Source organism: uncultured Polaribacter sp., assembly GCF_947503875.1.
GTDB lineage: Bacteria > Bacteroidota > Bacteroidia > Flavobacteriales > Flavobacteriaceae > Polaribacter.
The window spans coordinates 158963-172544 of sequence record NZ_CANNFH010000006.1 but is presented as its reverse complement, the minus strand read 5'-3'; the positions used below and the strand labels follow the sequence as shown (position 1 = coordinate 172544).

The window sequence follows — 13582 nt, the reverse complement described above, 5'->3', positions numbered from 1 at the left end:
AATCGTTTAATAGTGTATTTGTTCATTATTTTGGGCGTTTAAACGGGCTTTCACTACTCGCTTTGCGCTAAAAAAGCGCAAGAGCTCAAACATGCCGTTCAATCCCTAACGCGGGCTTATTAATTAAATCTTCGCCTTTTTTAATCTTTTTTATAACCTATTTTGGTTCTTGCCTTTTCATCCTCTTTTTTCTCAACCAATTCATCTAAATAAGAAAATACCAATTCAATATTTTTATCATGATTGTTCATTTTCTTTTTAATGTCTTCAATTTCTAATTGTAAACTTAAATTATCAGTCAATAAATCTCTCATTTTTGTAAATATTCTAATAATTTTAATATTTACGGCTATAGCTCTATCACTTTTTAAAACACTAGACAACATTGCAACTCCTTGTTCTGTAAAGACTGATGGTAAATATCTAGTTCCTCCCCAACTTGAGGTCACAAATTGTGACCTCAAGTTTTCAAACTCTTTTTTAGTTAATTGAAACATAAAATCTTCTGGAAAACGATTTAAATTTCTTTTTACAGCTTGTTTTAAAACTTTTGTTTCTACCTGATATAAATCGGCTAAATCCCTATCTAACATTACCTTTTGATTACGAATCAAATAAATTTTATTAGAAATTATTTCATCAGGAATTATTAAATTATCTTCTTTCATTAGCTTTTTATCATCTTAAAACCAAAAATTGTCATCTACAGTTTCTGTTATTTTTTACTTCATTTTCTTTTTTAGAATTAAAAACGAACGATAAAAAAATAAAACTTACAGAAATAATACTCCAATATGCTCCACTATTCTCTTTCCAACTTAAATTATCATAATTTAATTCTAATAAATTCACTAGAAATATGATTCCTACTGCAATAAAACAAAATATTTCTATCAGTTTTCTATTTTTATTTTTCATTCTATTTATAATTCAAAGAATCTATAAAAAATTATCTTGTATCAATCAGACCTTTCAGGTTTTAAAACCTGAAGGGTCTATATAATATATTACTTCTTCTCTTTAATGCCACCCTTAATCATTTGTAAAGCAAACGCCATCATAAAAGAAGATAACAAACCTAAATAAGCAGACGTGTTTTCTTTGAAAGAAAAATCACTATAATTTATCTGAGTCAACCAGAAAATAAAAATCAACACAAAAATTATTGAAAATATATTAAAAACTTTTTTTGCTGTTTTCATAAAATAGATTGCTACTTTTAATTAAAAGTTATTTTATATTTATTTCTTGTAACTGTTGTGCAATACCTGCACCTGCGCCAACCATAATCATCTTAACTTGATATGTGTTTGCTAAAGAAATAAAATAATTAATTTTATCTTCCCAGAGGTTATTCATGTATTACAATTTTAAAATTATTACAGCTTTTTTCCTTTGTTGGAAACTTCTTTAACCTTTCCATTAATCTATAAAAGTAAAGAACTCTAACTTCGGGAGCAAGGCTCAAAAAAATCTTTTTCTGTTCTAGATTACTCTCCTCTTTTGTTTGAAACTTTATTTTCATAAAATTATTTTTTTTAGCTTTATCTTTTAGGTTTTAAAAACCTATCAGATCTATAATACCTTTACTTCCTCTTTTATAATCCTATTTTTATCATCTGTAAAGTAAACGCCATCATAAAAGAAGAGAATAATCCTAAATATTTTCTGTTTCTAAATATTGTTCTTTAATTAAAATTTTAAATTATGTATTCTTTTTCATCCCTCAAAGGGTTTAAAACCCTTTGAGGGATTTTTAAATTTATATTTAACCAAAACCATTAACAAATCAAAGTCCTCTCTAAAGCCTGCATTGAGCGCAGACGAAATGGAAAAGATTTAGGGTAGGATTAAACTTCATCCTCCACATAATCCAACTCAACCTTCAAATTCTCTATAATAAACTTTTGTCTATCAGGTGTATTTTTACCCATGTAAAACTGCAACATTTGATCTATGGTCATGTCTTTATCTAACATTACTGGGTCTAAACGAATATCATCACCAATAAAATGTACAAATTCATTTGGTGAAATTTCACCCAAACCTTTAAATCGAGTTATTTCTGGTTTTCCTCTTAATTTTTCTATTGCTTCACGCTTTTCTTCATCAGAATAACAATAAAACGTTTGTTTCTTGTTACGAACTCTAAACAGCGGTGTTTCTAAAATATACAAATGCCCCTCTTTTATCAATTCAGGAAAAAACTGCAAGAAAAATGTAATTAATAACAAACGAATGTGCATTCCATCAACATCTGCATCTGTAGCAATTACAATGTTGTTGTAACGTAAATCTTCTAAACCATCTTCTATATTTAAAGCGGCTTGTAGTAGATTAAATTCCTCATTTTCATACACAATCTTCTTAGTTAATCCGTAAGAATTTAAAGGTTTACCCTTTAAACTAAAAACGGCTTGTGTATTTACATTTCTAGATTTTGTAATAGAACCAGAGGCAGAATCTCCCTCTGTTATAAACAAAGTGGTATCTAAATAATTGTCTTTTTTAACATCACCCAAATGAATTCTACAATCGCGTAATTTTTTATTGTGTAAACTGGCCTTTTTAGCTCTATCTTTTGCTAATTTTCGTATTCCAGAAAGTTCTTTTCGTTCTTTTTCTGCCTGAATTATTTTCTTCTGAAGCGTATCTGCTACAACTGTATTTTTGTGCAGAAAATTATCCAACTTTGTTTTTAGAAAATCATTAATGTAAGTTCTCACCGTTGGTAAATCTCCTCCCATATCTGTAGAACCTAATTTTGTTTTAGTCTGACTCTCAAAAACAGGTTCCATCACTTTAATGGCAATTGCAGAAATTATAGATTTACGAATGTCTGATGCTTCAAAGTTTTTACCGTAAAAATCTCTAATTGTTTTTACAACAGCTTCTCTAAATGCAGATTGATGTGTACCTCCTTGTGTGGTATGTTGTCCGTTTACAAAAGAATGGTATTCTTCTGAATATTGTGTTTTGCTATGTGTAATGGCAACTTCAATATCGTCTCCTTTTAAATGAATTATTGGATACAACATATCATCTTTATTGTTGTTGTCTTCCAATAAATCTTTTAATCCGTTTTCTGAAAAGAATTTTTCTCCATTAAAAATTATGGTTAAACCTGGGTTTAAGTACACATAATTCTTCAACATTTTTGCTACATATTCATTCCTGAATTTGTAGTTCTTAAAAATCTCTCCGTCTGGTATAAACTGTACTTTTGTTCCTTTTCTTCTAGAAGATTCTTCTAAAAACTCTTGATTTTCTAAATTACCTTGACTAAATTCTGCAGAAGCAGATTTCCCTTCACGTGAAGATTCTACTCTAAAATAAGAAGATAGTGCATTTACGGCTTTTGTACCCACACCATTTAAACCAACCGATTTTTTAAAGGCTTTAGAGTCGTACTTTCCACCAGTATTCATTTTAGAAACTACATCTACCACTTTTCCTAAAGGAATTCCTCGCCCATAATCTCTAACGGTAACTTTACTGCCTTGAATAGAAATCTCTATGGTTTTACCAGCGCCCATTACATACTCATCAATAGAGTTATCTAAAACTTCCTTAACCAAAATATAAATTCCATCGTCTGCAGAAGAACCATCTCCTAACTTACCAATGTACATTCCTGGACGCATTCTTATATGCTCTTTCCAGTCTAAAGATCTAATATTATCTTCTGTATATTTTGTTTCTTGACTCATAAAAAATCGTTACTAGAATTAAGTTTGCAGTACTCGTAAAAATAAGGCTTCACATCAAAAAAAGAAACAATTAAAGCAATTAGTTATCAACATGATTTCAACGAAGATTTAGCTATTTGTTTATGGCTTTTTGCTGTTAGCTAATGTCAAAAATCGAATAGCTAAAAGCCGAAGAAAATCACAATAAAAAACAATTTGTTTTATTTTTAAACAAATAATATTTAACCCTATTTTTTAATTACTTTTGATAAAAATTAAATAAAAATATCGTGGAAAACGCACAACTTTTAGAATTAGCAAATAAATACGGAAGTCCTTTATATGTTTATGATACTGCAAAAATAGCATCGCAATATAACCGATTAACAGGCGCTTTTAATGGAGTTAAAAATTTAAAATTAAATTATGCTGTAAAAGCACTTTCTAATATTAATATTTTAAAAGTTTTAAAAAACTTAGGTGCTGGTTTAGATACCGTTTCTCATCAAGAAGTACAATTAGGTTTAACTACAGGAATTGACCCAAAAAATATAATTTACACACCAAACGGAGTTTCTTTACAAGAAATTGAAGAAGTGGCTAAATTAGGTGTGCAAATAAATATAGATAACCTTTCTATTTTAGAGCAATTTGGACAAAAACACCCGAATATTCCTGTTTGTGTGCGTATCAATCCACATATTATGGCTGGTGGAAATTCTAAAATTTCTGTAGGTCATATAGATTCTAAATTTGGTATTTCTATTCACCAAGTTCCACATATTCAAAGAGTTGTAGAAAACACAGGAATGAATATTAACGGAATTCACATGCACACAGGTTCAGATATTTTAGATATCGATACTTTTTTACGTGCATCAGAAATTTTATTTGACGTTGCTAAACAATTTAAAAACATCGATTTTATAGACTTTGGTAGTGGATTTAAAGTGCCTTATAAAGAAGGAGATATTTCTACAGATATAGAGCAATTAGGTGTACAATTATCAGAACGTTTCAATCAGTTTTGTAAAGAATATGGTAAAGAAATTACCTTAATGTTTGAGCCTGGTAAGTTTTTAGTTTCTGAAGCTGGCGTGTTCTTAGCAAAAGTTAATGTAGTAAAACAAACAACTTCTACAGTTTTTGCACATGTAGATTCTGGTTTTAATCATTTGGTAAGACCAATGATGTACGATTCTTACCACAGAATTAGCAATATTTCTAATGAAACTGGTAGAGATAGATATTATTCTGTTGTTGGTTACATTTGCGAAACAGATACGTTTGGTTCTAATCGTAGAATTGCAGAAATCTCTGAAGAAGATATTCTTTGTTTCCACAATGCTGGTGCCTACTGTTTTTCTATGGCATCTAACTATAACTCAAGATATTTACCTGCAGAAGTAATGGTGCACGAAGGAAAAGATTATTTGATTAGAAAACGTCAAACCATTCAAGATATTTTGCATAATCAAGAAATTATAGATTTAAAACCTTCAACTAAAAAAGCATCTGTTTCTGCTTAAAGTTTTTAAAAATAACAAATCAATAAATCCACTTTAAAGTATTCTTTTAAGTGGATTTTTTATTTACATTTACACCACAATCAAAAGTAAAATACCATGAAAATATTAGGAATTGGAAGTAACTATGTAGCCGATTTAAAAGACATTCCAGAAAAGAAAAAGGGCAAAAAATTTATATTTTCTAAACCAGAAAGTAGTTTGGCTGTTAATTGTGATGTTCATTATCCTAGTGAAATTACAAACCAACTAATTTACGAAGTTGAATTGGTAATTAAAATAGGTAAACAAGGCAAAAACATAAGCAAAGAGAATGCAAATGCTTACATTTCTGAAATTGCTGTTGGAATAGATTATACCGCTAAAGATATTTTAGCAGATGCTAGAGAAACCAAACATCCTTGGGAATTTGCCAAGGGTTTTGATGGTGCTGCACCAATGTCTAGTTTTAAACCTGTTACTAATTATAATTTAGGTGATATTAATTTCGATTTAAAAATTAATGGCGAATTAAAACAAGAAAGCAATACAGCTTATATGATTCACGATTTTGCAGATATTATTGTTTTTATTTCTAAATATATGACCTTACAACCTGGAGATTTAATTTTTACAGGAACTCCTGCCCTTGGTAAAGGAGAAATTTTTAAAGGAGACCATTTACAATGTGCTGTAAATGGCGAATTATTGTTAGATTTTAAAATGATTTAATTACTTTTTTATGAAAATTAGACTTTCTACAACAGAAAATATTCCTGCAATAATGACTATAATTGATGATGCAAAATCCTATTTAGCATCACAAAATATAGAGCAATGGCAAAATGGATATCCTAATGCAGAACAAGTAGCAAATGATATTAAAAATGGCGAAAGTTTTGTTGTTTTTAATGATGATGATAAAATAATTGCTACTTCTATGTTCACCTTAAGAAAAGAACCAACTTACCAAAAAGTGATTGATGGTGAGTGGATTATTTCTGAAGATGAAGTTTATGGCGTAATTCATAGAATGGCAGTAAAAAAAGAGCATAGAAAAGAAGGTTTAGCGCTTTTTTTGTTTGAAGTATTTCACAAACAACTAAAAGACAAAAACGTAAAAAGTTTAAAAATTGATACGCATGAAGATAATGTTGGAATGCAAAATCTTATTAAAAAATTAGGCTATAAATATTGCGGAATTATCTACACAAGCTACAACGCAAAACGTTTGGCTTTTGAGAAAGTGATTTCTTAAAGTAATATTCTGAATTAACTTCTCGATAAAAAATTCTTGAAAAAAGAATTTCACTAGAAGTAACAGATTTCATCAATTTTTATGAATAAATGCTGATCTTTGTTACTTCTAGTGATTTCGCTTTTTTGCGAAATTGTATCGAGAAGTCTTAAACTGATAATTAACATTTATTATCTTCTTACCTACAACACAAAATGCAAATTCTTCAATACATAATTCAGCAAACACAACTTTCTGAGAAATCTGTAAAAAACACGCTTTCTTTACTAAAAGAAGATGCTACTATTTCTTTTATCAGCAGATATAGAAAAGAAAAGACTGGCAATTTAGATGAAGTAGAAATTGGTGCTATTGTAAAATTTAAAGAAATTTTTGAAGGCTTAGAAAAACGTAAAAAAGCAATTCTAAAAGCTCTAGAAGAACAAAATGTTTTAACTACAGAATTATCAGAAAAAGTAAATAGTGCTAAAGATTTAATAGCTTTAGAAGATTTGTATTTACCTTACAAGAAAAAACGAAAAACCAAAGCAGAAACTGCACGTTTGCAAGGCTTAGAACCATTGGCAAAAATGATTATGAGTCAGCGTGTAAACGATTTGCATTATACCGCTTCAAAATACATTTCCAACAAAGTTGAAACAAAAGAAGATGCTTTAGAAGGTGCTCGTTTTATTATTGCAGAATGGATTAATGAAAGAACAGATATTAGAGGTACAATTAGAAGGGAATTAGAAAAATTTGCAATTATTTCATCTAAAATTATAAAGAAAGAAAAAGATTCAGAAAAAGCACAAAAATTTAAAGATTATTTTGATTGGAGTGAGTCTTTAAACAAAATTCCTTCACACAGATTATTAGCAATTTTAAGAGCAGAAAGTGAAGGTTTTATAAGAATTAAAATAGAAATTGATTCTGAAAGAATTCTGCAAAGAATAGAGAATAGAGTAATAAGATCTCAAAACGAATGTTCACCTCAAATAGAACTCGCCATAAAAGACGCTTTTAAACGTTTATTATACCCTTCTTTAGCCAATGAAAGATTAACTTTAGCCAAAGAAAAAGCAGACGATGAAGCAATTTTAGTGTTTACTAAAAACTTAAAACAATTGCTTTTAGGCGCTCCTTGAGGAGAAAAACGAGTTTTAGCAATAGATCCTGGTTTTAGGTCGGGTTGTAAAGTGGTTTGTTTAAATGCTCAAGGAGATTTAGAACATAATGAAACTATTTTTCCACACGAACCACAAAACAAAAAGACAGATGCTATTAAAAAAATTAGTTTTTTAGTAGATGCTCATAAAATTGAGGCAATTGCTATTGGTAATGGAACAGCTTCTAGAGAAACAGAACAATTTGTAAAAAAAATTCAGTTTAAAAACAAAGTAGATGTTTTTGTAGTAAGTGAAGCTGGGGCATCAATTTATTCGGCTTCTAAAATTGCTAGAGAAGAATTCCCAAATTATGATGTTACTGTTCGTGGATCTGTTTCTATTGGTAGACGTTTACAAGATCCATTAGCAGAATTGGTTAAGATTGATGCAAAATCTATTGGAGTTGGACAATATCAGCATGATGTAGATCAAACCAAACTTAAAAAAGCATTAGACCAAACTGTAGAAAACTGTGTAAATACAGTTGGTGTAAATATAAACACTGCCAGTGAATCTTTGTTGAGTTATGTGTCTGGTATTGGACCAAAATTGGCAGAAAACATTGTTAATTATAGAAATGAAAACGGTGCTTTTTCTTCTAGAAAAGAAATTAAAAAAGTACCAAGATTAGGAGGAAAAGCATTTGAACAAGCCGCAGGTTTTTTAAGAATTAAAAATGGTAAAAATCCTTTAGATGATTCTGGGGTTCATCCAGAAAGTTATAGTGTTGTTGATAAAATTGCCAAAGATTTAAACTTAAAAGTTTCTGATTTAATTGGAAATAAAGAAATTATTCAACAAATAATATTAGAAAATTATGTGGCTACAAATATTGGCTTACCTACTTTAAAAGATATTGTTAAAGAATTAGAAAAACCTGGCTTAGACCCCAGAGCAAAGGCAAAAGCTTTTTCTTTTGATGCCAATATAAAGACCTTAAACGATTTAAGAATTAGCCAATTGTTACCAGGAATTGTAAATAACATTACAAATTTTGGTTGTTTTGTAGATTTAGGCATTAAAGAAAGTGGTCTAATTCATGTTTCTAATTTGTCTGATACTTTTGTAAAAGACGTAAATGCAATTGTAAGTTTACAACAGCAAATTATTGTAAAAGTTTTAGAGGTGGATGTGGTTCGAAAGAGAATTCAGTTGGCTTTGGTGAAATAATTTTATTATCTTTATAAAAAAGAATATGAATATTCAAACTAAAAAAATAGAGCTTATAAAAAAGATTTTGGCAATTGAGAAATCAGAATTACTTTTAAAAATAGAACATATTTTTGAAAGATATAATTTTGATGCTGACATTGTAAATGAGGAAAATTTAAATTACAACAACCTAAAATCTTCTAAAGAAAAGAAAAAACTAGCATTTATAAATGATTTTATCAATTTAGATAACGAAGAAACAATCTCAAAACTTGAAAAAACACTATGGAATAATAACGATTTCTGGTATGAATTAACCCCTTCTCAAAGAGAAGAAATTGAACAAGCTGATATAGAGATTATTAATGGAGAAACTTCAGATTATGAAACTTTTATAGCTCCTCACTTAAAATGATTAGAAATATAATTATTTCTAAAACTGCAAAAAGAAAAATAGAAAAATTATTTTGAGTATTTAGTAGAAAATTGGAACTTAAAAGTAAAATCTGATTTTGCAAAAAAACTTAACAGAAGTATCAGAATAATTCAATTAAACCCTGAAATATTTTCAAAATCTTCTTTTAAGAAAGGCTTACATAAATGTATGATTACCAAACAAACTACCTTATTTTATAGATTCAATTCAAAAAGAATTGTTATTGTTACTATTTTTGATACTCGACAAAATCCTAATAAGTTAAAAAAGGATTTATAAAACTTCTCAATTATTTTCTTACTTTCGAAATTCTAAATTAAGAAATGAAAGTCTGCATTGCCGAAAAACCATCTGTAGCAAGAGAAATTGCTAACATTCTAGGAGCCAAAACAAAACGTGATGGTTTCTATGAAGGTAATGGCTATGCTGTAACCTACACTTTTGGGCATTTATGCACACTTTTAGAGCCCAAAGATTACAAACCACATTGGAAAAGTTGGGATTTAAACAACCTACCCATGTTACCAGAACGTTTTGATACCAAAGTTACTGGCGATTCTGGCATAAAAAAACAATTTGATATCGTAAAAAGTCTTTTTGAAAAAGCAGACGTGGTTATTAATTGTGGAGATGCTGGTACAGAAGGAGAATTGATTCAACGTTGGGTAATAAATCAATGTAATTATAAAGGTAAAGTGCAACGTTTATGGATTTCTTCATTAACTGAAGAGGCCATAAAAGAAGGATTTAAAAATTTAGAATCTTCAGAAAAGTACGATAATTTATATTACGCAGGTTATTCTAGAGCCATTGGAGATTGGTTATTGGGTTTAAATGCAACGCGTTTATACACCGTTAAATTTGGCGGTTACAAACAAGTTTTGTCTGTTGGTAGAGTACAAACTCCTACCCTAGCCATGTTAGTAAATCGTTTTAAAGAAATTCAAAATTTTAAACCACAACCTTATTGGGAACTACAAACTACCTATAGAAATACACTTTTTAATTATGAAGATGGTCGTTTTTTAAAACAAGAAGATGGCCAAGTTTTAGCAGATAAAGTAGCAGAATCTGATTTTGAAATTGTTTCTGTAACCAAAAAGAAAGGGAAAGAATATGCACCAAAATTATTCGATTTAACAGGTTTACAAGTGTATTGTAACAATAAATTTGGATTTTCTGCAGATGAAACCCTTAAAATGGTGCAGAAATTATACGAAATGAAAGTAGTAACCTACCCAAGAGTAGATACTACTTTTTTACCAAACGATTTATATCCAAAAGTACACGGAATTTTAAGCAAGTTAACCAATTATAGCGAACTTACACAACCACTTTTAGGAAAGAAAATTAAAAAGACAAAACGTGTTTTTGATGATAAAAAAGTCACAGATCACCATGCCATAATTCCTACAGGAATTCAAGGAAATTTGCAATACAATCAGCAACAAGTGTATGATATTATTACCAAACGCTTTATTGCTGTTTTTTATCCAGATGCAGATGTTTCTAACACCTCTGTAATAGGTAAAGCTGCAGATGTTCCTTTTAAAACAACAGGTAAAGAAATTATCAATAAAGGATGGAAAGTTGTTTTTACTCCTCGTCGAGCTAAGAGTGATAATAATAAGATTTCTCCACAAGGTCGAAATGACAACGATAATTCTAATGTCATTTCGAGCGCAGCCGAGAAATCTCAAAGTGATAAAGGAAGTTTACCTTCCTTTGTAAAAGGAGAAAAAGGGCCACATGAACCTTCTTTTCTTGAGAAAGAAACCAAACCACCAAGAAATTTTACAGAAGCTTCGTTATTACGTGCCATGGAAACTGCAGGTAAACAAGTAGATGATGATGAAATGCGTGAGTTGATGAAAGAAAACGGAATTGGAAGACCATCTACAAGAGCAAGTATTATTGAGACTTTATTTAGAAGAAAATACATAGAACGTAAAAAGAAATTGGTTTTACCTACACAAACTGGTATCGATTTGATTCATATTATTGATAACGAATTGCTAAAATCTGCTGAACTCACAGGTCGTTGGGAAAAACGTTTAAAAGAAATAGAACGTGGCGAGTTTAATGCAGGAACTTTCATCAATAACATGAAAAAGATGGTAGATGAATTGGTATATGAAGTACGTTCTAATACGGTTAAAAAGAGAATTTCTTCGAACTCTAATTCGAATTCAAATGTCACTTCGAGCGCAGTCGAGAAGTCTCCACAAGATAAAAATGACAAGAAAGTAAAAAAACAAGTAGCAGGGAAAACCTGTCCAAAATGTAAAAAAGGAAAACTATTAACAGGTTCTACTGCTTTTGGCTGTTCAGAATATAAAAATAATTGCGATTTTAAATTATCATTCTCTTTTGCTGAAAAGAAAATTTCTGAAAATCAGCTTATTCGTCTTTTAGACAAAGGATCAACAACCAATTTAAAAGGTTTTAAAACAGAAACAGGTAAAATAGAAGCCTTAATTCGTTTTGATGAAAATTATAATTTGAAATTAGAACCTAAAGTCATTGCAAACAAAGTAAAGCAATCTTTAAATAATAAAGAGATTGCTTTGTCAAAAACTAGCAAAAACATTAATTGTCCAAAATGTGCAACAGGAAGCATTTTAAAAGGTAAAACTGCCTATGGATGCTCTAACTATAAAACAGGTTGCGATTTTGTATTTACTTTTGAAAACATCAAAAAAATTGCAAATGGTCAACCCTTAACCAAAGAATTGGTATTGTCTATTATTTCTAAATAGAATAGAACTCCAATCAATATCTTTTGCTAATTTTGCAATTCAAAAATTAAGAAAATGCCACGTAGAGAACGCAATAAATTTGTTAAAAAAAATCAAGTTTTAGAATTAAAAATTGAAGATTATGCCTTTGGCGGAAAAGGAATTGCAAGAATACACTCAGAAGAAGGTAGTTTTGTTGTTTTTGTAGCCAACACATTACCTGGGCAATTGGTGAAAGTAAGAATTAGTAAATCCAGTAAAAAATACGCGGAAGCCAAATTAATAGATGTTTTAGAACCCTCTAAAGACGAAGTTGAAGTAGCATATCAAGATATTCCTGGTGCACCATACATTCAATTGCCAATAGAACTTCAACACAAATACAAAAAAGAAAGCACACTTTCTCTATTTAAAAGAATTGGTAAAGTAGAAAATATAGACACTTTATTTGACGAATTTGTAACCTCGCCAAACGTTTTTCATTACAGAAATAAAATGGAATATGGTTTTTCTGCCATTGGTTACGATCGTGTAAACAAAACCGACAAAGACATGTTTACACTAGGTTTTAAAAGACGTGGTGTTTGGTGGATGGGCGATAATTTAGAAAAAGATTCTGGTTTGTTTGACAAACAATTAGAAGACAACATAAAAGCAATTAAAGAATATTGCGAAAACACAGGTTTAGCACCTTGGCATGGACCAAAAAGAGAAGGTTTTTTCCGTTATTTTGTGGTTAGAAAATCGTTTAAAACAGATGAATTATTATGTAATTTAGTTACCACTTCTCCAGATTTAGCCAAGTTCGATCTAAACAAGTTTGCCAACTTCTTAAAAGATATTTTAGGAAATCGTTTGGCAGGTTTATTACACACAATTAATGATGAAACTGGAGACAGAACCATTGCAACTTCTGGAAGTATCGATTTAATTTACGGTAAAGATAAAATTGTAGAAGAATTACTCGATTTAAACTTCGAAATTAGCATGAAAAGCTTTTTTCAAACCAATCCAAAATGTGCAGAAAAGTTATATTCTAAAGTGGTAGAATACGTTTTAGCAGACAAAACCAAAGTAGACAATACTGTAGTTATGGATTTATTTTGCGGAACAGGAACAATTGGCCAAATTGTAGCTTCTAAATCTAATAACACAAAAATTGTTGGTGTAGATATTGTAGCTTCTGCCATAGAAGACGCAAAAAAGAATGCCACAAGAAATAATATAGAAGGTTTAAAATTTTATGCTGCAGATGTTGGTAAATTTCTAATTGCACATCCAGAATATCAAAATAAAATTAAAACCATCATTTTAGATCCTGCAAGAGCAGGAATTGCCCCAAAAACCTTGCAGAAAATTATCAACTTAAATGCTGATAGAATGGTGTACGTTTCTTGTAATCCTGCAACACAGGCTAGAGATACAGAATTATTAGCAGCAGCTGGTTATCAACTTAAAAAAATTAGTTTGGTAGATCAATTTCCACATACAAGCCATATAGAAACTGTGGTTTTGTTTGAAAAAGCGTAAAATGCACTTCGACAAGCTCAGTGTGACTTTCGCTATTCAATTATAATTTTTAAATTGTTGATAATTGTAATTAGATAAAACCAGTAAAAACTCAAAATGTCAGTCTTAGCTTGTCGAAGACATATT

At 29.8% G+C, this 13582-nt stretch carries 11 protein-coding genes and 1 pseudogene; 7 read left to right on the top strand and 5 right to left on the bottom strand.

The features are described 5' to 3' along the window. Nucleotides 1-140: 140 nt before the first annotated feature. From Q0684_RS11445 to Q0684_RS11425, 5 genes are all read right to left on the bottom strand, one after another. Nucleotides 141-668: an ORF6N domain-containing protein gene (locus Q0684_RS11445; protein WP_299016756.1), complete on the bottom strand. Its 528-nt coding sequence runs from the start codon at nt 666-668 to the stop codon at nt 141-143. 31 nt (nt 669-699) lie between these two features. Then, nucleotides 700-918, bottom strand: a complete 219-nt coding sequence (locus Q0684_RS11440; RefSeq protein ID WP_299016754.1) for a hypothetical protein — start codon at nt 916-918, stop codon at nt 700-702. Between the two features lie 89 nt (nt 919-1007). Further along, nucleotides 1008-1202 (bottom strand): hypothetical protein, encoded by a 195-nt coding sequence (locus Q0684_RS11435; protein ID WP_299016751.1) that lies wholly within the window; start codon nt 1200-1202, stop codon nt 1008-1010. 28 nt (nt 1203-1230) lie between these two features. Further along, nucleotides 1231-1359: a hypothetical protein gene (locus tag Q0684_RS11430; RefSeq protein WP_299016749.1), complete on the bottom strand. Its 129-nt coding sequence runs from the start codon at nt 1357-1359 to the stop codon at nt 1231-1233. Nucleotides 1360-1850: 491 nt separating this feature from the next. Beyond that, on the bottom strand, nt 1851-3710 hold the full coding sequence (locus tag Q0684_RS11425; protein WP_299016748.1) for a DNA topoisomerase IV subunit B: 1860 nt from the start codon (nt 3708-3710) through the stop codon (nt 1851-1853). A gap of 269 nt (nt 3711-3979) precedes the next feature. Between Q0684_RS11425 and lysA the strand changes: the two genes are divergently transcribed. From lysA to rlmD, 7 genes and pseudogenes are all read left to right on the top strand, one after another. Then, entirely contained in the window at nt 3980-5218 is a 1239-nt protein-coding gene (gene lysA / locus Q0684_RS11420; RefSeq protein ID WP_299016747.1) for a diaminopimelate decarboxylase, read from the top strand. Nucleotides 5219-5314: 96 nt separating this feature from the next. Continuing rightward, nucleotides 5315-5926, top strand: a complete 612-nt coding sequence (locus Q0684_RS11415; RefSeq protein ID WP_299016746.1) for a fumarylacetoacetate hydrolase family protein — start codon at nt 5315-5317, stop codon at nt 5924-5926. A gap of 10 nt (nt 5927-5936) precedes the next feature. Then, entirely contained in the window at nt 5937-6452 is a 516-nt protein-coding gene (locus Q0684_RS11410; RefSeq protein ID WP_299016745.1) for a GNAT family N-acetyltransferase, read from the top strand. 194 nt (nt 6453-6646) lie between these two features. Next, nucleotides 6647-8770, top strand: a pseudogene (locus tag Q0684_RS11405) (Tex family protein). Nucleotides 8771-8795: 25 nt separating this feature from the next. Beyond that, nucleotides 8796-9167, top strand: coding sequence for a hypothetical protein (locus Q0684_RS11400; protein WP_299016744.1), 372 nt, complete (start codon nt 8796-8798; stop codon nt 9165-9167). Between the two features lie 344 nt (nt 9168-9511). Beyond that, complete coding sequence (locus Q0684_RS11395; protein ID WP_299016743.1) at nt 9512-11947, top strand: type IA DNA topoisomerase; 2436 nt, start codon at nt 9512-9514, stop codon at nt 11945-11947. Between the two features lie 54 nt (nt 11948-12001). Continuing rightward, the gene (gene rlmD / locus Q0684_RS11390) at nt 12002-13456 is read left to right on the top strand and encodes a 23S rRNA (uracil(1939)-C(5))-methyltransferase RlmD (RefSeq protein WP_299016742.1); all 1455 of its coding nucleotides are present in this window, start codon (nt 12002-12004) and stop codon (nt 13454-13456) included. The last annotated feature ends 126 nt before the right edge of the window (nt 13457-13582 follow it).